Source organism: Variovorax sp. JS1663, from assembly GCF_002157355.1.
Lineage (GTDB): Bacteria > Pseudomonadota > Gammaproteobacteria > Burkholderiales > Burkholderiaceae_C > Variovorax.
On sequence record NZ_LYMK01000013.1, the window covers coordinates 105,641 to 131,568 of the forward strand.

The following is a 25,928-nucleotide window of genomic DNA, read 5'->3' on the forward strand; positions in this document are numbered from 1 at the left end:
AGGGAACGTCTCGCTCGCCAGACAGCGGCCCGCCTATCCGGCGGGCCGCTGCACATGGCGGGTATGGGCGGCAACCAAAGTCTCCGTCACGATGTCCGCGCAGCGTTCCCAGTTGAAGAGTCCAGCCCGATCCAGCCCTGTGTCAGCCAGTTCCTGACGCAACGCGGGAGAGGCCGCGAGCTGTTGCATGGCATGGGCAACGCCCTGCACGTCGTTGGCATCGAACAACAGCCCCGCCTGCCCCACGACCTCGGGCAGCGAAGAGTTGTCGGCGCAAATCACGGGGGTACCGCAAGCCATCGCTTCCAAAGGCGGGAGGCCGAATCCCTCGTAACGTGACAGATACACGAAGCACAGCGCGTCGCTGTAGAGCGCGGAGAGATCGGCATCCTCGACAAAGCCGGTCAGCACGATGCGGTGGCGCCAGCGCTTGGCAACTGCAAATGCACTGTGCAACTGTTCGAGCTTCCAGCCGGACATGCCCGACAGCACGAGGTGCAGGTCGCTTTCCGGGTTTTGCTCCAGATGCGATACCAGGGCATGGACGACCTTGTCCAGGTTCTTGCGGATCTCCAGTGTGGCCAAACTCAGTACGTAGGGCACGCCCTGGGGTATGCCGTACTTGGCGCGCACGCCCGCGCGCGCCGCAGGATCCTCGCAGGGCCGGAAGCGCGGGCCGGCAGCAAGCGGGATCACCGTCACCTGCCGCGGATTGAGATCCGGCCGGTAGGCCAGCAGATCCTTCTTGGTGAACTCCGAGATCGCGAACACCACCGTGTGTTCGTTCAGGCTATCCATGATGCGCCGCACCTCGGCTGCCCCCTCTTTCGAGAAATACTCGGGGTGCTTGATGGCGATCAGGTCGTAGACGATATGAGCGTGAAGCACATGATCGTCCAGCAACCACTCGGAGGGCGCCACGCCGAAGGGTGACAGCAGGATATCGGCGTCGGCCGATGGGTGCTGCACGGGCGCCGAATGCGCGGGGGCATTCAGACGCTTTCTCAAGCGGGGAGCCTTCGCCGAGTCGTGCGCGCGAAAGTACAGGCGGCTGTCGAAGCGATCGCTGCGCACCAGCAATGGAAACAGCTCGTCGCAGACCCGGTACACGCCGGTCTTGATGCCTTGCGCCAGAACGTAGGTGTCCAGGGCGAGGCGAGGACGTGGATCAAGCACCGACCGTCTCTCCTTGATCCGATGCCTCCGACAACTCAACAAAAAGCCAGAGTACCTCTTCCGGCGACAGCTGGCCTTCAGCGCGGCCGTACATCGCGAACCAGCGGTAGAGCGCACCTTGCCCTTCCGGCCCGAGCCCCTGCGGATGAAGCGCACGCACGTCCGGTCGACCGAGGTAGTACTGGCGCGCGCGACCACCGAAGTCTTCTTGCAGCACATCCACCACCAGCGAACGCGCAGCTTGCGAAAGGCCGAAGCGTTCGCCGCCTTCTTTCCGCACCCAAGCGATAAAGCCGCTCGCTTGCGGCTGCGACAACGCGTGCGGAAAATGCGCGCGGACCTCCGGTTGCGAACGCAACAGGCCGATGCACCAGCGCGCGGCAACGGCTCCGTCAGTGAGGTCGAGCGGCAGCGCCTCGATCGGCGGCTCCGGCGGCCGACCTGGCGTTCGATCCGGGTACAGATTCAGTTCCGGGGGCTCGGCCACCACCGCCCCCGCCTGCGCCTGCGCCGCCGCCTCGTGGCGCGCACGGATGAAGCGCAGCCGCGCCGGAATGCGCCAAGGCGTCGCGGCCCACAAGGCCGCCTTCGCCAATCGGCGAACCTGACGGCGCAGAGGCCTCGGGGTCGCGTCCACCAACGCCCTGGCCGGCCCCGTGATGCGCCACCACGTCGATTGCGCGATGGCGTCGCGCTGCTGCTCGGCGGCATCGGCACGCAGATGGGTTTGCGCCAGCAACTGATCGCGCTGGTCGATCTCGTGCCGCAGCGCGCTCACCTCGGCGTCCAAGCGGTCCTGGAGCGCCATTTCCCTTTCGTGCGCCAGAACCAGGCTCGCTTCGGTGCATTCGATTCGCCGATGAGACTCTTGCAAGCCCTTGTCGAGAGCGCCGACCTGCTGCACCAGGTTGGACGCGCGCTCTTGGGCACTGCGCAACTCGATCGCCAGTCCCGAGTACCCCGCCGTGACGAAGCCATCGAACACATTGGGTGGGTATTTGAAGGCAGCGGCGAGTTCGAAGCACTCTTCGGAGACGTAGAAGCGATTGAGGCCGTCGGCATAGACATACTTGTAGCCGGCGTTCGCCAGGACCGGTTCCCATGCTTCGTGGTTCTCGACCTGGGAGTTCGGGAGCGTGGCCTCCACCAAGACGATCCAGGGACGATGGCGCTGCCAATCGTTGCCCACCAGAACAGAACGCTCGAAGCCCTCGACGTCGACCTTGAGGAAGTGCACCGGCTGCCCCTCCGGCACATGCCTCTGCCACACCTCTGTCAACGTCAGCATGTCCACTTCATGCTTTCGGAGGGCCAGGCCGGCGGCGGCGTGCTGGCCGGCGATCTCTTCGTCCGCCGTCGACAAGCCGGAGTTCTCGATGAGGTTCATCGTCAGAGAGCCTGACCGCTCCCCCAGCGCGACACCCAGGTTGACGTCGTTCGGCCGCAGCCTGACGAGTTGCTCTAAGTACACCGGATGGGGTTCGACGTTGATCCCGCGCCAACCCAGCAGGCTAAAGGCCTTGGTCACCGAATCCGACTCGGGCGACTGCGCGCCGACGTCGATGTAGAAGCCCCGTTCGACCTGTCGCAGGGCACGCCGCAGCATGACGTCCTCGTAGTTCTGGGCGTAGGAGACGAATGGCTGGCCGAAAAGTGAAGACGGTGCTGTGGGTGGCATAGAGGTTTGCAGCGAATGTCGGGCCTCGATACCGGCAAGATTGCCGGGCCCGACAAGGGACCCTTGCGCCAAGGGCAGGGTACCTCACGATGATTGCGGGAATTCTAGGCGCCAGTTGCACCCTGGGGACGGATGCTCGGGGGTTCCCGCCGGCGAATCGCCCGGCGATCGCGTGCCGATATATCGAATGCTGCGGCCGGACGCGCCCTGCGCTCTGTTAAGCTTTCCGGACATTCCATCGCGGTGGCGCGGAGTTGGGCAGCAGCAATATGACTGAGGCCGAAAGTACCACACCGCGGCTGTCAGGGAGCAGCAAAACGCGCCGAGGATGACGAAGAGTAACTGTCTACGCCATCTGCGACATTGCGCACACGCCGCGAGCCTCCCGCTCCGTGTAACTCGCCGCAACATGCTTCCTCAAGTTTAGACAAGGTGCTACGTGATAGAACAGATACGCAGGTCGGCGTTGGTCCGGCAAATGCCCGAATGGCTGCGCAGGCTGCTGGGCCGCTCATACCACGCGGTCTTCCAGCCAGCCAATGGGTCCGCGCCAGCACCCCACTCGGCCGCGGCCCCGGCCACGCATGCGAACGTGAATGTGAGCGAGGTAGAGGCCGCCGTGACGCGCATCTACCACCTGGCCCTTGAACGCACGCCCAACGCTCAGGAACGGCAGCTGTGGATCAACGAGATCCTCGGCAACAGGATGAGCGTTGCCGGCGTGGTCGAGGCCATCGCGGGCTCACCAGAGGCTGACCTCGTCCGCCAGCGTGCGAATGTCGTGCCCGAGGTGGCCAATGGCCGGTTCATCCAGTTTGCTTACGAGTACCTCCTGGAGCGCAGCCCTATGCTGTCCGAGCTCGTCCAATGGGACCACCTGCTCGGTCGACAGAACTTCAGGCGCAGTCAATTGGTGCTGCAGCTCTTTGCCCAACATGCGACGGAGGTGCTGACAGACGAAGGCAAGGGCCCCGTGCACGATCCCAACCTTGCTCCCTGGCTGGGCACCGACCGGTTCATCAGCATCAAGGAGTGGCAAGAGAAGGCCGACGAGATCGGAAACAACTACCCGCCCGTGGAGCCTAAGCGCTACCCGAGCCTGAGCATCCCCCGCCAGCCGGAAATTCTCGTCTCCGCCATCGCGAGCCTGTACCGTGGGGGCGACTACATCGAGCAGTTTCTCGAGAACATCACCTCGCAGACGATCTTCGCGACCCACTGCGAACTCATCATCATCGATGCGGACTCGCCGGAAAACGAAGGAGCCGTGATCTCCCGCTACATGGAGCGATTCCCGAATATCGTCTACCACCGGGCCCCCACGCGAATCGGGATTTACGAAGCCTGGAACCTGGGCGTGCAGATGTCCAACGGCCGATACCTCACGAATACCAACCTGGACGACCTGAGAAGGTCGGATTCGTTCGAACGGCAGGTGGAGATCCTCGAGAAGTTTCCTTTCGTGGATGTCGTGTACCAGGACTTCTACTACTCGTTTGAGGGAAAGGCACCGTTCGCGAAGAGCGCGGCCGTCGGGTTCAAGAGTCAGTTGCCGGTCGTCACGCCCTACAACCTCATGCAGTCGAACTCCCCGCACAACGCGCCGATGTGGCGGCGCACCTTGCATGACGAAGTCGGCATGTTCGATGCCAGCTTCCGCTCCGCCGGCGACTACGACTTCTGGCTGCGCTGCGTGCAGGTCGGAAAGACTTTCTTCAAGGTGAACGACCCTCACGTCATCTATTTCGTTAACCCCGAGGGCCTGTCGACGCAGCCCAACACGCGCGGGATCGACGAGGCGAATCGCAGCACCAAGCGCCATGGTCGCAAGCTGCTCTCACCCTGGCTGCTGTCATCGGACGAAGAGTTCATGCACGAGTTGTCGCGCCTGGCTGGCGGACCCGTGACCCTCGGCAAGACCGAGCAGGCCGCGCCGGACTGGCGCTACACCGCGGCGCAGCGGGCGCTGCGACTCCATTCAGCCGCTTCGCGCGGCCGCCCGGCTGCTTAAGGAAAGTTCTCGATGGCTCTGGTAATTGACGGCGTCTTCTTCCAACTCGCACAGTCGGGAATCGCACGCATCTGGCGCGCAACGCTTCCGATGCTTGCAAAAAAACTCGACATGCCGATCGTGTTCCTGGACCGGGGCGGATTCAGCGACAGATTCGACGGCGTCGAAGTCGTTCCGTTTCCGGCTTACAAGTCCAAGTACAACCCCGGTGACTCGCAACTGCTGGAGCAGGTCTGCCGTCACTACGGCGCGAAGGTCTTCACCTCGACCTACTACAGCACGCCGATGGAAACCCCGTCGCTCCTGCTCGTCTACGACATGATTCCGGAGCGACTCGGGTTCGACCTGTCGGCCAGGGACTGGCGCGAAAAGGAACTCGCCATCATCCACGCCCGCCGACACATTTGCATCTCGAAGAACACGCGCAAGGATCTGCTGGAGTTCTACCCCGAGCTCGCCCCGGACGCGGCATCCGTCGCGTACTGCGGCATCGACCCCACGGTCTTCAAACCGCAGGATGAACGCGCCATCGCCGAGTTCCGCAGCCGGTTGGGGCTGCACCGCCCTTACTACATGTTCGTGGGATCTCGCGTGCAGGCCAACAACTACAAGAACGCCAGCCTCTTCTTCGATGCCTTGAAAACGATGGGCGAAGTCGACTTCGACGTGCTGTGCGTCGGCGGCGAAAAGACCGTTCCCACTTCAACCGTCGACGGCGCGGGACACAAGATCGTCCAGATCGACCTCGACGATGAAGGTCTTTCACTGGCCTACGGCGGGGCGGCTGCCCTGGTCTATCCGTCCCTCTACGAAGGTTTCGGCCTGCCCGTGGCAGAAGCCATGAGCTGCGGCTGCCCGGTGATCTCGACCACTCGCGGCTCGCTGGCCGAAGTGGCAGAAGGCGCCGCGCTGACGATCGAAGGCACGTCGATTCCGGAACTGGTCGAGGCACTGCGCACTGTGCGAGACCCATCGGTTCGCGCGCAGCTTGTCGAGCAAGGCGCTCGACGGGCCGCGACGTTTCGCTGGGAGCCTTTCGCAGACGAGGTCGCCAAGGCAGTCCGAACGATTGCCGCGCAGAGCAGCGCAGGTGCCCATGCCGCCTTCTACAGCAAGTGGGCTGCGCTTCGTTCGCTGCAGGGCGAGGTCGACGTGCTGATCTGACATGCCGACGAATGACCGGGTGATCGGTACCGTCCCGCGGCAGCCCTGTGAATTCCGCCCCTGCGAGACGATCAATGCAAAGTGACTTGAGCTTCTCAAAACATCAACGCGCTGCTGCGCGTTTCGTCTTGCTTGGGTTTTGCCTGCTTCACGTCGCCGGCATCATGAGCTATCTGCTGCGCGACGGGCGCTTGTCGATCGTGCCGATCTATGACGACGTGGTGTATCTGATCGATGGCCTGAGGCGGCTGGCCGTGCTGGATCGACAGGGCATCGTGGGCTTCCTATCCGACTATGTCTATGCCCAGCCGCCGCATGCGCCGCTGGTGACGTTGACCAGTGTGCTCGGTCTGCTCCTAAGTGCTGGAGCACCCTGGGGGCCGTATCTGCTGAACGCTGGCTGGATACTCCTTGTCCTGCTGCTTGGCCGGTTTGCACTGCGCCACGCAAATCAATGGACACGGATCGGCATCTTGGTCGCCGCATTGGCCATACCGATGTTCGGCTTCGTGCTGGCTGAGTTCCGCCCCGATCCCGTCTGGGGTTTGCTCGTCGGGTTTGCGGTCATTGTGTCGGCCAGCACTGATCTGATTTGGGCACGCCGCCGCCATCTCATTGCACTGGGTCTGCTCTTCGGTCTGACGATTGTCTCCAAGCCAACGGCGGCGCCGGCATCCATGGTGGTGCTTGGAATTGCGTGGATCGCCCAGGTGAGCGCCTCCATGTTGGTCGCACGCGCACGGGATATCAGCCGCACGGTCCGAGCCGGCGGTTGGGTGGCGCTCGGAGCCGCGTGCCTCTTCATTCCGTACCTGGTGACAAACGGCGCTGCCATACTGGCCTACGTACGCGAGGTCATGGCCGGCGACAGCATGTGGAGGACGCCAGGATCCGCGTGGGAGCACATCACCTATTACCTGAGTCGCCCCACCGGGACCTTGGTACTTGGCTGGGCCTGGTACGCTGCCCTCCCCCTCTTTGCGGGCTGCGTAGCGCTCATTGCTTGGTTCAGGGACAAGCAGGCGCTCCCAGCCTTCGCCGCCGTCATGGCGGCAACGACAACCGCGTACCTGATCGTCACGGTTAGCGCCGTGAAGTCGCTCATGATCGGGAGCATCCTGTACGGGACGATCGTTGCCGCTGTCGTCTGGAGCTTGGGCTATTTGATGACGCGCATTCCTTTTCGCGGAAGTGCCGTCTTGGTCGCCGGGGCCTTGGTGTTCGCAGTAGCGTGGGTCCCGCGGACAGGTCAGATCCATCGGGAAGACCCATCGATGCTGGCGGCCGACACGGCCAATCGAACGATCTTGCCTGCATTGACCGAGGTTCTGCGTGCTCGCCCCAACGCTACCGTTCTCGTGACGGTGCCCGGCCCAGCCTATGCTGGAACGCTTGACTTCCTGTCAAGGCAGCAGGGGATGACCCGGACATTCTTGTCCGGATATACCTCGGATTCCTGGGAGCGCGTATGGCAAAGCGCATCTTCTGCCGACGTGATCGTCGTCAGCGAGGTCGGCATGGTAGGCCAGTCCTTGGGGTATTCGTTCCCAAGCCTGAAGTATCAGATGCGCCTGCTTGACGAGCTTCGCACGCGTGCAGAGTTTGCCGGAAGCCCCGCCTTCACCGACGCGAAGAATCGCTCGGTCTGGCTGTTCGTCCGCAACGGGAAATAGCGCGGCGTATCAGGAGCGTCAGCGGTCTGACGGACAAGGAAGGATGTCGCGCATAGCGGCGGCCAGGTGGGAGGATGAACGATGCAACGTCTCAATGTCAGAACAAATAGAACACCGATTCTGTGGGCCGTCGCCGTCGCGCTTTCCGCGATCATTGTTGGCACGTTGACGGCTGGTGGTGCACGGTTCAACCTCCGCGAACCTCTGAGCTACGTTGGCGATTCGATCTTCTATCTGATGACGACCCAGCGCCTCGGCGAGGGCACCGGATACCTGATCAACTCGCGCCAAGGCTTTCCGCTCGGATCGCAGCTATTCGACTTCGTGGGCTCTGACTGGGGCAACATGCTCGTCCTCGACGCCCTGCAAAAAGTCTCAGGGTCCGCCGCCTGGGCGAACAACGTGTATTTCCTGGCCGGCTTCCCCTTGAGTGCGCTGGCCGCGTTCTGGTGCCTGAGGCGGCTGGAGATTTCAGGTCCGACAAGCTCGGTCTTTGCCCTCCTCTTCGCCATCATCCCCTTTCACTTCCTGCGGATCCCGCACCTCTATTTCACCTGGTACTTCGTAGTGCCCGTCTATGTTTGGTTTGCCGTGGAGCTGTACAAGGGGACAGGGATGTTTACCAGCCGCGGGCCATCGAAGGCGGTCGTGCTGGCGGCGCTTGCATGCTTCGGCGTTTACTACGCAGCGTTCGGTTGCATGGTCCTATTCATAGGCGCAGTGCTAGGGTGGCTCAGGCATCGATCTGCAAGGCCTCTCTTAGCTGGCGTGTTCGCCGTCATATTCGTTTGCGTCGGGGTTGCGGCGAACCTCTTGCCAAACATTTATTTGATTCAGCAATTCGGCAAGAACAGCGAGCTGGCGCACAGGGTGCCAGCGGGGTCGGAAGTCTATGGCCTGAAGATCACTCAATTGATCTTGCCGCGACCGGATCATCGCCTGGAGCAACTCGCCGCCATCTCTGCGGACTACGGGCAGCAGTTTCCCAACGTGAATGAGAACGTGCATTCGGCGCTGGGATTCGTAGGAGTCATCGGCCTCTTGCTCGTCATTGCAAGCGCGATCGCCTACTCACCGCGCGTCCAGGAGCAGAGGCGAAGCCTGCTTTTCATGCTAGGTGCCACTACGGTTGTTCTGCTTCTCACCGCTACAAGTGGCGGGTTCTCGGCCTTGTTTTCACTGCTGGTGACGCCGCTGATACGAGGGTGGAACAGGATCAGCGTCGTTGTGGCCTTTCTATCGCTCGCAGGCTTGGCCATTGCGGTCGATGGTGCGCGCCATCGATTCGCGTCCACCGGTCGGGCCGCCGCCTTGGGGACGCTAGGCCTCACGGCCATTGCCATCTTCGGGATCTGGGACCAGACGTCGCGGGCCGATCAGAGTCCCGTGAAAATGGCGCAAGCCGAATATCGCAAGGAATCGGAGTTTTACCGTGCAGTGGAAGCCTCGCTGCCCGAGGGCGCGGCGGTCTACCAGCTGCCATTCATGCGTTTCCCCGAGTCCCCAATGAAAGGAAGGCTGAGTTCGTATGACCTGTCCAAGGGGTTTCTGCATTCCCGCTCGCTCAAATGGAGCTACGGAGCGGCCGTGGGCCGTGTGGGTGCGGACTTCATGGAACACCTTTCAACCCAGCCGAGCGCCACGCAACTCGAGGTGGCGCGCTTCCTTGGGTTTTCCGGATTCCTGATCGACCGGCGAGGCTACCACGACAACGGTCAAGCCATTGATGAGGAGGCTTCCAAGTTTCTGGGTGGTGTTTCGCCGATCGAAGATCAGAGCAAGGATCTGGCCTTCTATTCACTGCGAGCCCTTCCCGCGCCTGACTCTCTGGCACAGATGTCACCCGCGGCAACTGCGTGGTTGGAACGATGGAAGATTTCCAAGACGGCCGGGGTGCTTGCCACCAGGTCTCCTTACGACCTCGACTTTCAGGCCCCGGCCGTGCTGAATACGCAGGCGCGAGCCGCCACCGGATTGTGGGGCGGAGCTGAAGAATGGGGTACCTGGACGGTTGCCAAGGTCGTGAAGCTGCAACTGAAGAAGCCGCTTCCTCTTCACTTCACCTTGGAGATCGAAGCCAACGCATTCGGACCGAATGCTGGACGCGAGGTCGGTGTTCGGATCGGCTCTCAGTCCAAGGCTTTCACGGGGACGGCTGCGATGAGCAAGATCCGGATCCCCTTCGATCTCACCGAGAGCACTGACCTGATCGAACTGACGGTGCCAGCCCCGACGAGCCCAAAGGATGTCAGCCAGAGCGCCGACACCAGGACTCTCGGACTGGGGCTCCGCTCCCTTTCCGTTGTCGAACAACGTTCCAAATAGCGCGGCGCGTCAGGCGGCAGCTATGCTGTCCGCTTGAGGTAGCCGTTCGGCGCCACGCTGATCAAGAGCTTGTGATCGATCGTGTGATCGATCTCAAAGCCGGAAGCCGTCGCCATGAACTCCCGCACGGCAGTCTTCGGACTGTCTCCCCGCCCCCACGGGCGATCCTGGAAGAGCTCGGCGGGTAGTCCCAGCAACATTCTTCTCCGCGTCCATAATTGCCCGCCATGTACACTCGCACCCCCTTCCGGCAGATCAGCCGTATCTATTCCAGCATCTTGGCCCTCGGGCAGTGGCCCGCCGATGCGAAGGCTCAAAGCCAAGAAATAGCGCAAGCGGTCAGAGCAAATGCAGCCGCCACTCGTGAACTGGCCGACCAACTTCGCGCGCCTGTTCAACCGCAGACTGAAACTCAGGCTCCAAATCCCGCAGCGCCTCTGCAGGAAGGCGCTAGCCCAACTGTGCGCTTGCTTGAGCAGTTCCGTCGCAACCTCCTTAGCCGGATTGATCTGCTGCTATGCATAGATGTGGGTGCGCGATGGGGCGTAGATAGTGCGCTCCTCTTGCTAAAGGACAAGGCGAAGCTCCTTTGCTTTGACCCTGATGAAGAGGAGTGTGCGCGTCTGCAGGCCCATCATTCTCTTGATGCGGTTGAGTATGTGCCCCTGGCGCTGAGTTCCGATGGCCGAGAGTTGAGCCTAACGATTACGCGACAACCCGCCTGCAGTTCGATCTACCCGCCCATAGAGGCGATGTATAAGCACTATCCAGCGCTCATCGACGTCGAGCCAGAACGCGTTGTGTCAGTGCCAAGCACTAGTCTCGACAAGTTCCTTGCCGAACGCGGCCTACAAAGGCCTGACCTACTAAAACTCGACACGCAGGGTAGCGAGTTAGACATCTTGCAAGGTGCGGTCGACAACCTTTCGGCGGCATGCATGATCGATATTGAGGTCGAATTCAATCCGATCTATAGCGGACAAACGCTGTTCGGAGAAGTCGACCTTTTCATGAGGGTGCATGGATTTTCACTCTGGCGCCTCCCGAGCCTGGTTCATTACGCGCCGGAAACGTTTCCCTCTCTGAAAACCCCCTTCCAAGCCGTCTCACACCCCGGGCGCCTGGAGACGGTGAACCCAGGCAACGGCCAGTTGTTCTGGGGACAGGCGCACTACGTTCGATCCGATTTTTTGCCGGCGAGTCCCGGACCAATCTCAGCGGACCTTGCGTACCGAGCGGCGGCAATCGCGAGCGCATATGGTTACTGGGATCTCGCACTGTTAGTGCTTGAGAAGTGCAAAGATACGGCCTTCGAAGCGTTGAGGCTTCGCGAACTTCTGAGCCTGGAGTAAGGGCTCGACGCCTGGCTCGCACGCTCAGCACTTCGTCTGCCCGTCTTGATGAGACCAAGACTTGAATCCGCAGATCGATCGCGATCTCTTGTTTCGATACCTGCATCAACGGTCGGCCACGCGCGCCTGCGGACCGGCAAAGACATAGTACTTGTTCAGCACGAAGGACAGGCCGAAATACACGACGCCCGCGATCACCTGCGCCACGCCTTCGTGCACGCCGGCATGGCGGATGAGGAGGACCAGCGCCGCAAGATTGGCCAGGTAAGCCAGCAGAAAGATCGCGACGAAACGGATGATCTCCCGCTGCGGCGGCGCGGCACTGCGAAAGGTGAAGCTGCGATTGAGCAGGTACGAGACGATCAGGCCCACGGCGTACCCGATCACATTGCTGACCACCGCACCCAGCCCGGCCAGGTACATGCACGCAAAGATCACTGCGTAGCCGAGCCCGGTATTGACGACACCTACCGCGGCGAACCTGAGCAGTTGCCTCATCGGGCGTGGCCTGCGCTGACCCAGTACTGGCCGCCGAGCGGAAGCCAGCCGAGGAACCTTTCGAGCGGAAGGAACCACGAAAGGCGCGGCGGGACGAACAGGCAGTAGGTCTGGCGCTGCAGTTGGAGACCTGCATGGCGGAACAGCGAGCGCAGCTCCTTCGGCTTGAGCAGGATCGCGTCGGCATCGAAGGGGCAGGTGCTGACGATGCGCTGCGTCACGGGGTTGAAGGGGTTGTGTTCGAAGATGTCGATCGAGCCGCCCGGAGCGAGTCGCCCCGCGAGTGTCTCCATCACGCCGGCCCGCTGGGTGGGTGGAATGTGATGGAACACGCTCGCCACGAAGATGAGATCGAAACGACCGAGCTCCAGGTCTTCGCTTTCGACTTCGAAGCGTGCCTGCGGATTGCTGGCCGCCGCCACCTGCAAGCTGGCCGCGGAGACGTCGGTCCCGACGATCTCGGCGTCCGGAAATGCAGCCTGCAGGTAGCCGATATTGCGGCCGGTTCCGCAACCGTACTCGAGCACGCGGGCGATCGGGCGGCGCACCGCGCCGCGGATGAGGTCGACCTTGTAGCGCGCGAAGTACTCCGAATCCTCCGCGTAGAGCTTGGTGCTTTCACGCAGCAGCTCGTCGTAGTCGGCCGAATAGTCGTCGAAGTCGATCTTGCCGTTCGCAGCTGCCTCGCCCTCGCCTGAGGGCGCTCCGATGCGGGATGGCGCCTTGGCGCCGCGTTCAGTCCCAGACACGCCAGGGCGCCTTTCCACTGTTCCAGAGATCTTCGAGTTCGCGCTTGTCTCGCAGCGTGTCGCAGGGCTGCCAGAAGCCCGTGTGCTGGTGAGCGGCGAGCTGGCCGTCGCGCGCAATGTTCATGAGCGGTGCACGCTCCCAGGAGGTCAAATCGTCTGCGATGTAGTCGATCGCCTTCGGCTCGAGAATGAAAAAGCCGCCGTTGATCCAGCCGATCTCGTCGCTGGGCTTCTCCTCGAAGCTCGTGACGTGATGGTCTGCATCGAGATTCAGCACCCCGAAGCGCCCGGGCGGCTGCACCGCGAGCACAGTGGCCAGCTTGCCATGGCGGCGATGGAATGCGAGCTCTGCGCCGATGTCGGCGTCGGAGAGTCCGTCGCCGTAGGTCAGGCAGAAGGTCTCGTCGTCCAGGTATTTCGCAGCACGCTTGAGTCGCCCGCCAGTCAAGGTGTCGGCGCCAGTATCGACCAGCGTGATGCGCCAGTCTTCGGCATGGCTGTTGAGGATCTGATGGTCGCCCGTGCTGAGGTCGATGCGCATGTCCGACATGTGCCGGTAGTAGTTGAAGAAGAACTCCTTGATCACATACCCCTTGTAGCCGAGGCAGATCACGAAGTCGTTGATTCCGTGATGGGCGTAGATCTTCATGATGTGCCACAACAGTGGCCGGCCGCCGATCTCGACCATCGGCTTGGGTTTGGTATCGGACTCTTCGGCGATGCGCGTGCCGAGGCCTCCGGCAAGGATGACTGCTTTCATGTGCTCTCTTCGTTGACTAAAGCTTGAGTTCGTCGGGCTGAATGTTGAGGCTGCGCTCGACGATGGCGATAGGGTCAGATCGCAGAACGCGATAGATCCGCAGGATGTACTCGCCGATGATCCCCAACAGGAAGGCGTTGAGCCCGATGCCAAAAAGAACCAGCAATTGGATGCTCACGAAACCCGGAGGAAGATCGGGCTGCAGCAGGCGCAGGATCACGTAGTACAGGGACGCCGCCAGGCTGCTGAGCAGGATGACGATACCCAGGAAGGACGCCATGCGCAGCGGCACTGTCGAGTGGTTGAACACCGCGGTCAGCCCGAGCCGCATCAGCCGCTTGACGTCGAACTTGCTCTCGCCTGCCGTCCGTGCATCGCGATCGTAGGGAATACCGGTTTGGTTGAAGCCGAGGCCGGCGATCATTCCGCGCAGATAGGGGTTCGCCGTACGGAATTTAGCGATGGCCTCGATCACGGCCCGATCGACGAGCCGGAAGTCGCCGACGTCGCGCGGGATGGGATGCTCGCTGACCTTGTCGATCACCCAATAGCCGCATTTGCGAATCCAGTTCAGCAGCCGGCCTTCCGGACGCTTGCGCCGGATGCCGTAGACCACATGGAAGCCTTGCTGCCACAACGCGAAGAACTGCTCCAGCATCTCCGGTGGATCCTGCAGGTCGGCGTCGATCTGCATGACCGCATCGCCTCGCGCATGCAGGTAGTTGGCGAGGATCGAGCTCTGGAATCCGAAGTTGCGGGAGAAGCGAATGGCGCGCACGCGCGGGTCGACGGCGGCAAGCCGGACCAGCATCGGCCAAGTCTCATCGTCCGAATGATTGTCGGTAAAGACGAACTCGAGGTCGCAGCGATCGGCCATGCGATCCGCCACAGCGACGAGTCGTGCGTACAGGGCGTCCAGGTTGCCGGCCTCGTTGAGGACCGGAATGGCGATCGAGATCAGCGGCCGGCGCTCCTGCGCGAGCGTGGGGGCGTCGTTCATGCTTGTTTTGCTGCGCCGGCCAGCACGGACTGCACGTAGGCCGTCACGCCCTCCAGCGCCGGCTGAAAGTGGATGTGTTCGAGCGCGCGCGGCCGCTGGAGCACGGTTGCATAGTTGTCGTCGGGCGGCTCGGGTCGCGCGCCGATGCGCAGCAGCTCGAGCCGGTCCAGCGAAGCGAAGACGTGGGTTGCCAGGTCGCTCAGCGTGCAGGGTGCCCCGTGGCTGAGCGCCGTCACGCCCTTCGCACCGGCTGCAAGCACGGCATGCATCGCAGCCACGTCGTCATTCACGTGGTGATACTCGCGCAGTTGCCGGCCTGGAGACATCTCGAAGGGGCGCTTCTCGCGCAGTGCCCTGCAGAGCTGGCCCAGGAACATGAACGGGGCGGGCTCGCCCCTGCCGTAGAGCGTATGCAGCTGCAGGTGCGTCACAGGATCGCCCGCCGCCGCCCGCTCCGCCGCTAGCCGGCCGAGGTCGGCCTTGGTGGCGATGTAGGCGTTCGGATGCTCGAGCAGCCGCTCCATCACCGTGCCGAAGGTGACCACGCGCAGTCCCGCGGCGCACGCGCCATCGATGATGCGAGCGGGCAACTCGACGTTGACCCGCTGGTGTTCGGCGCGCGGCAATGCCGGGTCGAGCACGCCCGAGACGACCAGCACCACCGATCCAGGCTCCGCGCGATCGAAATAGCGCGCGACCGAGTCGACCGCATCGCTTTGCCACCAGCGTTCGTAGACCTCGCGTTCCGGCGCGACGATTTCGGTCGCAGGGCGCGACGCGCAGATGGCACGTCCAAGCCGCCCGCGGCCGCCGATCACGTACATCATGGGGCGATATCCTTGCGCCAGGCGTCGATCTGCCCCAACGTGAACGCCTTCGCGCTGCCGGGCGTCCCGTAGTAGTTGCGATACCAAGCCGCCGTCTCGCTGATCACGCGCGGCGTGTCCCACGCCGGGCGCCAATCCAGCAGGTTGCGCGCCAGTGAGCTGTCCAGCGCGAGTGCCCCGGCTTCCGGCAACGGGTTGTTCATGAACTCGAGGACCGGGCGCTGCCATGCGCCGCTCATGAGTTCGAGCACCTCGCGCACAGAGTAGTGCTTGAGCTCCTGCGGCCCGAGGTTCCATGCACGCGCGAAGTCCTGCGGGCGCGGACCTACCAGCTTCGACAGCAGCAGCAAATACCCATGCACGAGCGCAAGAACATGCTGCCAGGGTCGCGTGGCGTCGGGATAGCGCAGCGTCAGCTGCGTGCCGTTGACCACGCTGCGCACGAAATCGGGGATGAGCCTGTCCTCCGACCAGTCCCCGCCGCCGACGATGTTGCCGCCGCGCGCAGTCGCGATCGCCGGCCCCTTGCCCTCGGTGAAAGGATAGGACGCGGCATAGCTCTGAATCACCATCTCGGCGGCCGCCTTGGAGGCGCTGTAGGGATCCTTGCCACCAAGCGGGTCGTTTTCGCGATACGGCCACGACCATTCGTTGTTGCGGTAAACCTTGTCAGTGGTGACGCAGACCACGCCGCGAACGCTGCCTACGCTGCGCGCCGCCTCGAGGACGTGGGCCGTCCCCTGGGCGTTGACCTGGAAGGTCCAGAGCGGCTCGCGGTACGAGCGCCGCACGAGCGGCTGTGCGGCAAGGTGCAGCACCAGTTCCGGCTCAAAGCTGCGCATCGCATCCAGGAGATGCTCGTACTCGCAGATGTCGCCAAGCGTGCTGGCGTGCATCTCGCTCTCGACGCCCGCCGCGACAAAAAGCGACGGCGTGGTGTCAGCCGGCAGGGAGTAGCCCGCGACGTTCGCGCCGAGCGATCGCAGCCACAGGCATGCCCACCCCCCCGTGAAGCCCGTATGGCCCGTGACAAAAACTTTTCGGCCAGTGAGCGCCGCTTCGAAGTCCGTCGCCACCGTCATGCGAACAACTCCGCGTTGTCCAACATCGAGGCCTGTCGGTCCTTGGCCGACAGCTGGGGCGGAACGCCCGTGTCCGGCCACCGGATGCCAAGACCCGGGTCATCCCACAAGATCGCCCGCTCATGCGCCGGCGCATAGTAGTCCGTCGTCTTGTACAGAAAGTCCGCCGACTCGCTTGTCACAAGGAACCCGTGCGCGAATCCCTCGGGCACCCACAGTTGCTTGTGATTCTCTTCCGTGAGCTCCGCACCGACCCATTGCCCGAAGGTCGACGACGACTTGCGGATGTCCACCGCCACATCGAACACTGCTCCACGCACGACGCGCACCAGCTTCCCTTGCGGTTGCTGGATTTGGTAATGCAGCCCTCGCAGCACGCCTTTGACTGAACGCGAATGGTTGTCCTGCACGAACTCCACATGCCGCCCCACCGCTTCATCGAAGGCCCGGCCATTGAAGCTCTCGTAGAAAAACCCGCGCGCATCCCCGAACACCTTCGGCTCGATGACCAGCACCTCCGGAATCGCAGTCGGTGTGACCTTCATCAGCGCACCTCGTCCGTCAACAGTCGGTTCAGATACTTGCCATAGCCGCTCTTCTCCAGCGGCTTGGCCAACACCTCGAGCTGCTCGGCGGTAATGAAGCCGTTGCGCCACGCGATTTCCTCCGGGCATGCGATCTTCAGCCCCTGCCGGTGCTCCAGCGTTGCGATGAACTGCCCAGCCTCGAGCAAGCTCTCATGCGTGCCGGTATCAAGCCATGCGTAGCCGCGCTGCATGATCTGCACACTGAGCTGATCGCGCTCCAGATAGGCCTGGTTCACGGCGGTGATCTCCAGCTCGCCTCGCGCGCTCGGCTTGACGGCCTTCGCGATGTCGACGACCTGGTTGTCATAGAAGTACAGGCCCGTGACCGCGTAGCTGCTCTTGGGCTTGGCAGGCTTCTCTTCAATGCTGCTGGCCTTGCCGTTGGCATCGAAAGCGACCACGCCATAGCGCTCGGGGTCGTGCACGTGATATGCGAAAACGGTCGCTCCTTTGGCCTTCGCGTCGGCGTCGAAGAGCAGGGGCTCGAAGTCGTGCCCATAGAAGATGTTGTCCCCCAGCACCAACGCACTCGGCGCATCGCCGATGAACTTGTCGCCGATGATGAAGGCCTGCGCCAGCCCGTCCGGGCTGGGCTGCACCGCGTACTGCAGGTTGATGCCCCATTGGCTTCCATCCCCCAGCAACTGTTGAAACCGCGGCGTGTCCTGCGGCGTGCTGATGACCAGGATGTCGCGCATGCCGCCGAGCATGAGCGTGCTCAACGGGTAATAGATCATCGGCTTGTCGTAGACCGGCAGCAGCTGCTTGCTGATCGCCAACGTGGCAGGGTGCAGCCGGGTGCCGGAGCCGCCGGCGAGGATGATGCCTTTTCTTTGTGTCATGTCGTCCCTTGTCGTGGTCAGAGCGTCTCTTTGAGCATGCGCGCGACGCCGAGCCGCCAATCCGGCAGCTCGAGCCCGAACGCAGCACGCAGCTTGCCGGTGTCCAGGCGCGAGTTGTGGGGCCGGCGTGCCGGCGTCGGGAATGCGCTGGTCGGCACGGGCTCGATGGCGTCGGGCTGCACCTTGAGCTCGACACCCGCCGCCTGAGCCTGTGCAAGAACGAAGCGAGCATAGCCGTGCCAAGTGGTCTCGCCGGCCGCCACGAGATGGTAGAGCCCCGTCTTGGACGGATCGCGCAAGGTCTGGCGAATCGCATGCGCCGTGACGTCCGCGAGGAGTTCCGCGCCCGTCGGTGAGCCGAACTGGTCATCGATCACCGTCAACCGATCGCGCTCCTTGGCCAGGCGAAGCATCGTCTTGGCGAAGTTGCCGCCGCGGGCCGCATAGACCCAGCTCGTGCGAAAGATCAGGTGGCGCGTGCAGTTCGAGGCGACCAGTTGCTCGCCCTCGAGCTTGGTCTGGCCATAGACACTGAGCGGGCCGGTGGGATCACCCTCCCGCCAGGGCGTGGTCCCGCCGCCATCGAACACATAGTCGGTTGAGTAATGAACCATCAGCGCACCGAGTTGCTGCGCCGCCTGCGCCACCACGCCGGGTGACGTGGCGTTGAGCTTCCTTGCCAGTTCGGGCTCGCTCTCCGCCTTGTCGACGGCCGTATGGGCCGCCGCATTGACGATCACGTCGGGCTTGACCTGAAGGACGGTGTCCGCCAACCGCTCGGGCTCGCTGAAGTCCGCATGGAAGTCGGTGCTGTCGAAATCGAGCGCCACCAGCTCGCCCAGCGGCGCCAGGCTGCGCTGCAGCTCCCAGCCGACCTGCCCTCCCTTGCCGAGCAGGAGCAGCTTCATGCCGCCGCCTCGTATTGCTTCTTCACCCAATCCCGGTACGCACCGCTTTGCACGTTGCGCACCCATCCGGCGTTGTCCAGGTACCACTCGACCGTCTTGCGAATGCCGGTGTCGAAGGTCTCGGCCGGCTTCCAGCCCAGCTCGCGTTCGAGCTTGCGCGCGTCGATGGCATAGCGGCGGTCGTGGCCGGGGCGGTCGGTCACGTAGGTGATCTGTTCGCGGTAGCTTCGGCCGTCGGCACGCGGGCGCAGTTCGTCAAGCAGCGCGCAAACCGTATTGACGATCTCGATGTTGGGCTTCTCGTTCCAGCCGCCCACGTTGTAGGTCTCGCCCAGCTTGCCGGCTTCGAGCACGCGGCGAATGGCGCTGCAATGGTCCTTCACGTAGAGCCAGTCGCGCACCTGCATGCCGTCGCCATATACCGGCAGCGGCTTGCCCGCCAGCGCGTTGACGATCATCAGCGGGATCAGCTTCTCGGGGAAATGGAAGGGGCCGTAGTTGTTCGAGCAGTTGGTAGTCAGCACCGGCAGCCCGTAGGTGTGGTGCCAGGCCCGCACCAGGTGGTCGCTGGCGGCCTTGCTGGCCGAGTACGGGCTGTTGGGCTCGTATTTGTTTTCCTCGGTGAAGGCCGGGTCGGTGGGCGACAGAGAGCCGTAGACCTCGTCGGTCGAGACATGGAGGAAGCGGAAGGCCGCTTTCCGATCTGCCGGCAAGCCATTCCAGTAACCCCGCACAGACTCCAGCAGGCGGAACGTCCCGAGCACGTTGGTCTGCACGAAATCCTCGGGCCCGTGAATCGAGCGGTCCACATGCGACTCGGCCGCGAAGTTGAGCACCGCGCGCGGCTGGTGCTCGGCCAGCAGCCGGTCGACCTGGGCACTGTCGCCGATGTCGCCCTGCACGAAGATGTGCTTCGGGTTGCCCTTGAGCGAGGCCAGGGTTTCGAGGTTGCCGGCATAGGTCAGCTTGTCGAGATTGACCAGGGCCTCGTCAACCTGGGCGAGCCAATCGAGAACGAAGTTGGCGCCGATGAAGCCGGCGCCGCCGGTAACGAGGATCATGGGGTCTTCCCTTGCAATGGAAAAAGACCGCCTGGGGGCGGTCGCAGGGCAATTATCCCATCCCGCGTCTGCCACTAGAGACCAGCGCCTAACGAACCCGCCCAAGCCCCGCTAGAGTGCTTCCGATCTACTTTCCCAAGGAACCCCCATGCCCGACGACGACAAGACCGACCGCATCAAGGACTCCGCCCAGCAGATCTGGCTCGCCGGCCTCGGCGCCTTCGCCAAGATGCAGCAGGAAGGCAGCAAGGCCTTCGAGGCGCTGGTGAAAGACGGCCTCGGCGTGCAGAAGAAGACCCAGCAGGCCGCCGAGGAGACGCTGTCCCAGGCCCAGGCCCGCATGGCCGGCTTCGCCAGCGAGTTCGGCAACCGGGCGGCCGGCGGCTGGGGCAAGCTGGAGTCGATCTTCGAGGACCGCGTGGCCCGCGCGCTCGAAAAGCTCGGCATGCCCTCGGCGGAGGACGTTGCGGCGCTGCAGGCGCGCGTGGAGGCGCTCGAAGCCCAGCTCAAGCGCAATGATGGTGCCATGCGACCGGCGCGTGCACCGCGCAAGACGGCCGCGCGCCACCCAGCCGAGGCGGCCGCCAAGCCATCGCGCCGGCGCAAGCCACCGGCCGACGCCTGACCCCACCTGATTTGGCCCGCTGCCGCTGCCACGCCGCAGTGCAGCAATCGCCCCACGGCACGGGACTTGCGCTAGAGTGGCCTCAAGAGACAACCGGAGGCCACGACCTCATGGCCAAGAAAGCGCCACGCCGCACTGCGCAACGCATCCTCGAAGCCGCTCTGGACCTGTTCAACCGGTTCGGGGAACCGAACGTGTCGACCACGCTGGTGGCGGGCGAGCTCAACATCAGCCCCGGCAACCTCTACTACCACTACCCCGCCAAGGACGAGCTGATCAACAAGCTCTACGAGAGCTACGAGACCGAGCTCAACGAACTGCTGCACGCGAGCGAGGGCGTGCGCGACGTGGAGGACGCCTGGTTCTTCATGCACAGCCTGTTCGAGCTGATCTGGCGCTACCGCTTCCTCTACCGCGACCTCAACGACCTGCTGTCGAAGAACCGGCACCTGGAGACGCAGTTCCAGCTGGTGCTCAAGAACAAGGCCCGGGCCATCCGCGCGCTGCTCGCCGGCATGAGCCGTGCCGGGCACCTGGCGATCGACGAGCGCGAACTCGACCCGCTCGCGCAGAGCATGGTGGTGGTGCTGACCTACTGGCTGAACTACGAGTACGTGCGCAACCCGCGCGAGGCGCTGGAGCCCGAGCATGCGCAGGGTGCCCTGCTGCGCGGGGCCCATCACACCCTGCACCTGCTCGCCCCCTACCTCGCCACCGAGCAGCGGCGGCATTTGCTGACACTCAGCAATGCCTATGCAGGCGAAGATCAGGCGGCAACAGTCTGAAAGTCCCGCAAGCGCCATGGCTCACCCCGACCTTCACCCTCTCTCGCTGCTGGCCGGCGGCGCGGTGTCCGCCGCGGAGCCCTGGGCCCCGATGCCCTATCGGGACGCGCCGCGCTACGACGCCGCCCAGGTGATCAAGCACTGGGATCGGCTGCATGTGGGCCAAGGGATGCCGCCGCCGGCACCCGGTCCGCTGGCTGAAGGCTGGGCGCTGTACCACAGCGGCGAGTTCGCGCGCGCCGCCAATCTGGGACTGCGCCATGGCCGCGAAGGGCTGATCCTGGCCAATCAGGCCACCGCGATCTATGCCACTTACCTGGAGCCGCGCGAGGCCGCCCGGCAGGCCTTGTTCAGGCAGGTGGCCGAGAGCGCCGCCGCGCAGATCGCCGAGGAGCCTGACAACTGTCAAGCCCTCTTCTGGCAGGCCTATGCCCTGGGCCGCTACAGCCAGGGCATCAGCGTTGCGCGGGCCCTGGCGCAGGGCCTGGGCAGCAAGCTCAAGGGCGCGCTCGAGCACGTGATCGAGCTGGAGCCGCAGCATGCCGCGGCCCACGTGGCGCTGGCCGCCTTCCATGCCGAGGTGATCGACAAGGTGGGCGCCCTGGTCGGCCGCATGACCTACGGCGTGCGGGCCGAGACCGCGATCGAGCTTTTCGAGCGCGGCCTGTCGCTGCATCCCCGCTCGGCCAGCGCGCTGATGGAATACGCGCGCGGCCTGCTGATGCTGGACGGCGAGTCGCGCACTGCCGAAGCCACCCGGCTGTACGAGCGGGCTGCCGGGATCGAGCCGGTCGACGCCCGCGAGCGCCTGGACATCGAGTTGGCGCGCGCCGGCCTGTCCGACTGAAGCGCCACACATTTATCAACGGTGTCGTCACTTAAGATGCGGACCTCCGCAACCAGACTGCCGCCATGTCCGATCTGAACGCCCAGTTCGAAGCCGCCCAGGCCAATTCACGCCTGCTCCCCGAGCGTCCCGACAACCCGACCCTGCTCAAGATCTACGGCCTGTTCAAGCAGGCGACCGCCGGCGACAACACCGAGAAGAAGCCCAGCTTCAGCGACATCGTCGCGCGTGCCAAGTGGGACGCCTGGACGGCCCAGAAGGGCCTGGGCGCCGACGAGGCCAAGCAGAAGTACATCGACCTGATCGAATCCCTGCGTTGAGCGTGGGCGCCGCGGAACCGGCTTTGCCGTGCCGCTGGCGACGCCCCCCCGGGAAGGGGGTTGGCGGCTACGCGCAGCGAGCAAGCCTGGGGGTGAGCCTCACAACCAATCCTTGTCGTTGTAGGCGTCGTCCTCATCCTCGCCCTCACCCCGGCCCAGCAGTTCGTCGAGCTTCTGCCGCAGGCGCTGCTCGATCTGCTCGCTGAAGCCGCCGAACAGGCCGGCCAGGGTCGCGTGCAGCCTGAAGCTGTCCGCACTGACCTCGACACGGCCATCGACGCCTGCACGGCTGAAGCGGCCGAGATCCTGCGTCTCGCCCTCCTGGTAGCTGCAGCTGAGCCCGTAGTCCTCTTCGACCTGCCGGACCCATCGGCGCGCGATCGCCCGCGCGGCTGTCAGGCCCAGGTCATGGCTGCGTTCGATCTGGATGTCAGGCACCAGGCCCTCCCTGTCGTTGCTGTTGGTGTTGGGGTGCTTTGGCAGGCATGCCGGCCGCCGCGGGCGGCGCGTCGTCCACGCGCAGCGCCTGCAATCTCTGGGCTTGCGGCAGCGCGGCCAGGCGCTTGACCGCTGCATAGAAGCGCGGCCAGTCCCGGCCCTCGCGCTCGAACAACGCCTCGAAGCCGGGCACCAGTTCGTCGTAGGCGGCCTGCGCGCCGAAGAGCGCATTGTTGGCCCGCGCCACCCAGCCGTCGTAGGCGCCCTGGCGCGGCCCGCTCCAGTCCGCGCGCAGCTCGGCATAGCGGCGGCGGAATTCGTCCATCGCCGCCTTCTTCTGCGCATCGACCGTCGCCCAGTCCTGGTCCCGCGCCGCTTTCGAGGCATAGATATCAGCCAGGGCCCGCCGCGTGCGTGCCGTCAAGACGCGGAACTGCTGGCGCCGGCTGTCGAACTGCGCGTACTCGAGGCGCGCAGCCTCGCCGGCCTGGGTCTGGAGCCAGCGAGCGCCGCCGATGCGCTCCACCGCGGTGGCGAAGGACTCATTGAACATAGTGTCACCGGCCACGTAAAGCACCTGGTGCGCCAGTTCGTGGAAGACGATGCGGGCCAGCTCGCCTTCCGGGTAGCCGATGAAGGTGGACAGCAGCGGATCGCCGCCGGCCCAGTTCATCCAACCCAGCGTGGAATAGGCCGGCACCGGATAGGCCGCCGCCTCCAGCCCCTGGTCGCCCAAGGCGGTCGCCTCCGCTCGCGCCGCGGCCTCGTCGTAGTAGCCGCGGTAGCCCACGCAACCGGCGACCGGGAAGCACCAGGTCTTGAGGGTGAGCGAGTGCGGCGGCGCGGCCACCACGTTCCAGATCGCGGCAGCGCGGTGCAGGTCTGCGTAGGCCGTGTAGCTGGGGTTGTCGGGCAGGCCGAGCTCGGTCACCGCGAACCGGCGGATGCGCTGGGCCAGCTCCAGCTTGGCTTTGAGCGCCTCGGAGGCGGCCGGGTCCTGCAGCCATTCGGGCACCGGACGGGCGGCCCGCATCAGGCCCAGGTGGCCGCTGGCTGATTGCCAGTAGTAGCCGAGGTCGGCGCAGCCGGCCAGCAAAGCCAACGCGGCCAGGGTCAGGCCCATGCGGGAAAGGCCGCGGACCTGGCTCGGCGTCATTCCGCTGCCACCTCGACGAGGCAGTCGTAGAAGGTCGGCCCACGTCCGATGTCGGTCAGCAGCTGACTGGTCAGCTGGTTGACGTTGGTGCCATCCACGCCCAGCTTGCGCCACCAGATGCCCAGGCCGTGCACCACGCCCGGCCGCGCGCGGCGCGAGATCTCGGCGCGGCAACGGTGCTCGCCGCGGCGGTTGAACACGCGCACCATCGCCCCGTCGACGATGCCGCGCGCCGCGGCATCGCTCTCGTGGATCTCCAGCAGCGGCTCGCCCTCGATGGCCCGCAGGCTCTTCACGTTGACGAAGCTGGAGTTGAGGAAGTTGCGCGCCGGCGGCGAGATCATCGCGAGCGGAAACTCGGTGGAGCTGCCGGCCGGCTCGTGGTTGGGCACATGGTCCGGCAGGCCGTCCTGGCCCATCGCGGCCAGGCGCGCGCTGAAGAACTCGCAGCGGCCGGAGGGCGTAGGGAAGCCGCCATCGGCATAGGGCGCCTCGGGCAGCTTCAGGCTCGTGAAGCCCTGCGCCTGCAGCGCCTCGACGTCGATCACGCCCGGCGCGAAGGCGCTGCGGCACAGCGTCTCGTCGTCGTCCGAGAAGCAGGGCTCGTCGAACCCCATGCGGCGCGCCAGCTCCCGGAACACCCAGGCATTGCTGCGCGCCTCGCCGCGCGGCGCCACGGCGGGCCGGTTCAGCAGCACATCGGTATGGCCGTAGCTGGTGTGGATGTCCCAGTGCTCCAGCTGGGTGGTGGCCGGCAGCAGGTAGTCGGCATAGTCGGCGGTGTCGGTCTGGAACTGCTCCAGCACGACGGTGAACAGGTCCTCGCGCGCGAAGCCCGCCACCACCTTGCCCGAGTCAGGCGCGACCGCGACCGGGTTGCTGTTGTAGACGATCAGCGCATGGATCGGATTCGCCTGGTCCAGCAACGCGTCGCCGATGGTGCTCATGTTGATGGTGCGCGGCCGCCGCCCGGCCAGCAGGTCGGGCCGCTGCAGCGCGGCGCGGTCCACCGGGAACAGGCCCGAGCTGCTCAGCAGCAGCCCGCCCGCACGCTCCCGCCAGGCGCCAACCAGGGCCGGCAGGCAGGCGATGGCACGCGCCGCGTTGCCACCGCCGCGCACCCGCTGCATGCCGTAGTTGAGGCGGATCGCCGCCGGCCGCGTCGTGCCGTAGGCCCGCGCGAGCGCGACGATCTGTTCTTCCGGCACGCCGCAGACCGCGGCCGCGCGCGAAGGCGGCCATTGCAGGGCGCGCTCGCGCAGCTGCTCCCAGCCGAGGGTGTGGCGCGCGATGTAGTCGTGGTCCAGCCAGTCGTGCACGATCAGCTCGTGCATCAGCGCAAATGCCAGCGCGGCATCGGTGCCCGGCAACAGGGCGATGTGCTCGTCGCACTTGTCGGCCGTCTCGGTGCGGCGCGGGTCGATGCACACCAGCCGGGCGCCCGCGCGCCTGGCCGCCTGGGCGTGGCGCCAGAAGTGCAGGTTGCTCGCGATCGAATTGCTGCCCCAGATGAGGATCAGCTTCGCCTCGGCGAAGAACTGGACCCGCATGCCGACCTTGCCGCCCAAAGTAAAACCTAAGGCCTCACCACCCGCAGTGGAACAGATGGTGCGGTCCAGCAGCGAGGCGCCGAGCTTGTGGAAAAAGCGACGGTCCATCGATTCGCCCTGCACCAACCCCATGGTGCCGGCGTAGCTATAAGGCAGAATCGCTTCCGGATTGTTACTTTTGAATACACCCAACTGCTGGGCGATGTCATCGAGTGCAGCATTCCAGCTTACCGGCGCGAAGCGGCCGATGCCCTTGGGGCCGACCCGCTTCATCGGTTGCAGCAGACGCTCGGGGTGCTCGTTGCGTTCGATGTAGCGGGACACCTTGGTGCACAGCGCACCGGCGGTATGGGGATGTCCGGGGTTGCCTTGCAGCTTGACGGCGCGGCCGTCCTGCACGGTCGTCACGAAGGAACAGGTGTCGGGGCAGTCGTGGGGACAGGCGCCGAGCACCTGGGTCGGGGAGTTCATGGTGGGCCGGTGAGCGGAAATCCGGCCAAGTCTAAGTTCTGCG

The 25,928-nt window shown here is 64.4% G+C and carries 25 protein-coding genes; 9 read left to right on the forward strand and 16 right to left on the reverse strand.

Annotation, left to right across the window (positions count from 1 at the left end):
- Positions 1-33: 33 nt before the first annotated feature.
- Both A8M77_RS13355 and A8M77_RS13360 read right to left on the reverse strand, forming a co-directional pair.
- Complete coding sequence (locus tag A8M77_RS13355; RefSeq protein WP_158100927.1) at positions 34-1,176, reverse strand: glycosyltransferase family 4 protein; 1,143 nt, start codon at positions 1,174-1,176, stop codon at positions 34-36.
- Positions 1,169-2,854 carry an FkbM family methyltransferase gene (locus A8M77_RS13360; protein ID WP_086921989.1) on the reverse strand — a complete coding sequence of 562 codons (1,686 nt, stop codon included), beginning with the start codon at positions 2,852-2,854 and terminating at the stop codon, positions 1,169-1,171. Before A8M77_RS13360 ends, A8M77_RS13355 begins: the two co-directional genes overlap by 8 nt.
- Positions 2,855-3,332: 478 nt before the next feature.
- Between A8M77_RS13360 and A8M77_RS13365 the strand changes: the two genes are divergently transcribed.
- From A8M77_RS13365 to A8M77_RS13380, 4 genes are all read left to right on the forward strand, one after another.
- Positions 3,333-4,865, forward strand: a complete 1,533-nt coding sequence (locus A8M77_RS13365) for a glycosyltransferase (RefSeq protein WP_086921990.1) — start codon at positions 3,333-3,335, stop codon at positions 4,863-4,865.
- 12 nt (positions 4,866-4,877) lie between these two features.
- Positions 4,878-6,029: a glycosyltransferase family 4 protein gene (locus A8M77_RS13370; protein ID WP_086921991.1), complete on the forward strand. Its 1,152-nt coding sequence runs from the start codon at positions 4,878-4,880 to the stop codon at positions 6,027-6,029.
- Positions 6,030-6,103: 74 nt separating this feature from the next.
- Positions 6,104-7,702 carry a hypothetical protein gene (locus A8M77_RS13375; RefSeq protein WP_086921992.1) on the forward strand — a complete coding sequence of 533 codons (1,599 nt, stop codon included), beginning with the start codon at positions 6,104-6,106 and terminating at the stop codon, positions 7,700-7,702.
- An 81-nt stretch (positions 7,703-7,783) separates the two neighbouring features.
- Positions 7,784-10,027 (forward strand): DUF7024 domain-containing protein, encoded by a 2,244-nt coding sequence (locus A8M77_RS13380; RefSeq protein WP_143694595.1) that lies wholly within the window; start codon positions 7,784-7,786, stop codon positions 10,025-10,027.
- 20 nt (positions 10,028-10,047) lie between these two features.
- Here the strand turns inward: A8M77_RS13380 and A8M77_RS13385 are convergent, their stop codons facing one another.
- Positions 10,048-10,227, reverse strand: a complete 180-nt coding sequence (locus A8M77_RS13385) for a CmcI family methyltransferase (RefSeq protein ID WP_086921994.1) — start codon at positions 10,225-10,227, stop codon at positions 10,048-10,050.
- A gap of 27 nt (positions 10,228-10,254) precedes the next feature.
- On the opposite strand from A8M77_RS13385, the gene A8M77_RS13390 reads away from it, so the two are divergent.
- The gene (locus A8M77_RS13390) at positions 10,255-11,379 is read left to right on the forward strand and encodes an FkbM family methyltransferase (protein ID WP_086921995.1); all 1,125 of its coding nucleotides are present in this window, start codon (positions 10,255-10,257) and stop codon (positions 11,377-11,379) included.
- A gap of 105 nt (positions 11,380-11,484) precedes the next feature.
- Here the strand turns inward: A8M77_RS13390 and A8M77_RS13395 are convergent, their stop codons facing one another.
- Genes A8M77_RS13395 through rfbB form a run of 10 tightly spaced genes read right to left on the reverse strand, consistent with a single transcriptional unit; the run spans position 11,485 to position 19,693 of the window.
- On the reverse strand, positions 11,485-11,877 hold the full coding sequence (locus A8M77_RS13395) for a GtrA family protein (RefSeq protein WP_086921996.1): 393 nt from the start codon (positions 11,875-11,877) through the stop codon (positions 11,485-11,487).
- Positions 11,874-12,626 carry a class I SAM-dependent methyltransferase gene (locus A8M77_RS13400; protein ID WP_158100928.1) on the reverse strand — a complete coding sequence of 251 codons (753 nt, stop codon included), beginning with the start codon at positions 12,624-12,626 and terminating at the stop codon, positions 11,874-11,876. Before A8M77_RS13400 ends, A8M77_RS13395 begins: the two co-directional genes overlap by 4 nt.
- Complete coding sequence (gene rfbF / locus A8M77_RS13405) at positions 12,613-13,386, reverse strand: glucose-1-phosphate cytidylyltransferase (protein ID WP_086921998.1); 774 nt, start codon at positions 13,384-13,386, stop codon at positions 12,613-12,615. Before rfbF ends, A8M77_RS13400 begins: the two co-directional genes overlap by 14 nt.
- 16 nt (positions 13,387-13,402) lie before the next feature.
- Positions 13,403-14,386: a glycosyltransferase family 2 protein gene (locus A8M77_RS13410; RefSeq protein WP_086921999.1), complete on the reverse strand. Its 984-nt coding sequence runs from the start codon at positions 14,384-14,386 to the stop codon at positions 13,403-13,405.
- Positions 14,383-15,213: an NAD-dependent epimerase/dehydratase family protein gene (locus A8M77_RS13415; protein WP_086922000.1), complete on the reverse strand. Its 831-nt coding sequence runs from the start codon at positions 15,211-15,213 to the stop codon at positions 14,383-14,385. Before A8M77_RS13415 ends, A8M77_RS13410 begins: the two co-directional genes overlap by 4 nt.
- Complete coding sequence (gene rfbG / locus A8M77_RS13420; protein WP_086922001.1) at positions 15,210-16,295, reverse strand: CDP-glucose 4,6-dehydratase; 1,086 nt, start codon at positions 16,293-16,295, stop codon at positions 15,210-15,212. Before rfbG ends, A8M77_RS13415 begins: the two co-directional genes overlap by 4 nt.
- Entirely contained in the window at positions 16,292-16,840 is a 549-nt protein-coding gene (rfbC, locus tag A8M77_RS13425; protein ID WP_086922002.1) for a dTDP-4-dehydrorhamnose 3,5-epimerase, read from the reverse strand. The genes rfbG and rfbC overlap by 4 nt, the downstream gene beginning before the upstream one ends.
- Positions 16,840-17,724, reverse strand: a complete 885-nt coding sequence (rfbA, locus tag A8M77_RS13430) for a glucose-1-phosphate thymidylyltransferase RfbA (protein ID WP_086922003.1) — start codon at positions 17,722-17,724, stop codon at positions 16,840-16,842. Before rfbA ends, rfbC begins: the two co-directional genes overlap by 1 nt.
- Before the next feature lie 17 nt (positions 17,725-17,741).
- Entirely contained in the window at positions 17,742-18,632 is an 891-nt protein-coding gene (gene rfbD, locus A8M77_RS13435; RefSeq protein WP_086922004.1) for a dTDP-4-dehydrorhamnose reductase, read from the reverse strand.
- A complete protein-coding gene (gene rfbB / locus A8M77_RS13440) occupies positions 18,629-19,693 on the reverse strand; it encodes a dTDP-glucose 4,6-dehydratase (RefSeq protein WP_086922005.1) in 1,065 nt (354 codons plus the stop codon). Before rfbB ends, rfbD begins: the two co-directional genes overlap by 4 nt.
- 148 nt (positions 19,694-19,841) lie before the next feature.
- On the opposite strand from rfbB, the gene A8M77_RS13445 reads away from it, so the two are divergent.
- The 4 genes from A8M77_RS13445 to A8M77_RS13460 all read left to right on the forward strand — a co-directional run bounded on the left by A8M77_RS13445 (position 19,842) and on the right by A8M77_RS13460 (position 22,270).
- A complete protein-coding gene (locus A8M77_RS13445; RefSeq protein ID WP_086922006.1) occupies positions 19,842-20,318 on the forward strand; it encodes a phasin family protein in 477 nt (158 codons plus the stop codon).
- Between the two features lie 110 nt (positions 20,319-20,428).
- The gene (locus tag A8M77_RS13450) at positions 20,429-21,103 is read left to right on the forward strand and encodes a TetR/AcrR family transcriptional regulator (protein ID WP_086922007.1); all 675 of its coding nucleotides are present in this window, start codon (positions 20,429-20,431) and stop codon (positions 21,101-21,103) included.
- A gap of 16 nt (positions 21,104-21,119) precedes the next feature.
- Complete coding sequence (locus A8M77_RS13455; protein ID WP_192871602.1) at positions 21,120-21,950, forward strand: hypothetical protein; 831 nt, start codon at positions 21,120-21,122, stop codon at positions 21,948-21,950.
- A 65-nt stretch (positions 21,951-22,015) separates the two neighbouring features.
- Positions 22,016-22,270 (forward strand): acyl-CoA-binding protein, encoded by a 255-nt coding sequence (locus A8M77_RS13460; protein ID WP_086922008.1) that lies wholly within the window; start codon positions 22,016-22,018, stop codon positions 22,268-22,270.
- 99 nt (positions 22,271-22,369) lie between these two features.
- On the opposite strand, the gene A8M77_RS13465 is transcribed toward A8M77_RS13460, so the two are convergent.
- The 3 genes from A8M77_RS13465 to A8M77_RS13475 are packed head-to-tail and all read right to left on the reverse strand — an operon-like array spanning position 22,370 to position 25,885.
- Positions 22,370-22,708, reverse strand: coding sequence for a polyhydroxyalkanoic acid system family protein (locus A8M77_RS13465; RefSeq protein ID WP_086922009.1), 339 nt, complete (start codon positions 22,706-22,708; stop codon positions 22,370-22,372).
- The gene (locus tag A8M77_RS13470) at positions 22,701-23,864 is read right to left on the reverse strand and encodes an aminopeptidase (protein WP_086922010.1); all 1,164 of its coding nucleotides are present in this window, start codon (positions 23,862-23,864) and stop codon (positions 22,701-22,703) included. The genes A8M77_RS13465 and A8M77_RS13470 overlap by 8 nt, the downstream gene beginning before the upstream one ends.
- Complete coding sequence (locus tag A8M77_RS13475; protein ID WP_086922011.1) at positions 23,861-25,885, reverse strand: molybdopterin-containing oxidoreductase family protein; 2,025 nt, start codon at positions 25,883-25,885, stop codon at positions 23,861-23,863. Before A8M77_RS13475 ends, A8M77_RS13470 begins: the two co-directional genes overlap by 4 nt.
- Positions 25,886-25,928: the final 43 nt, after the last annotated feature.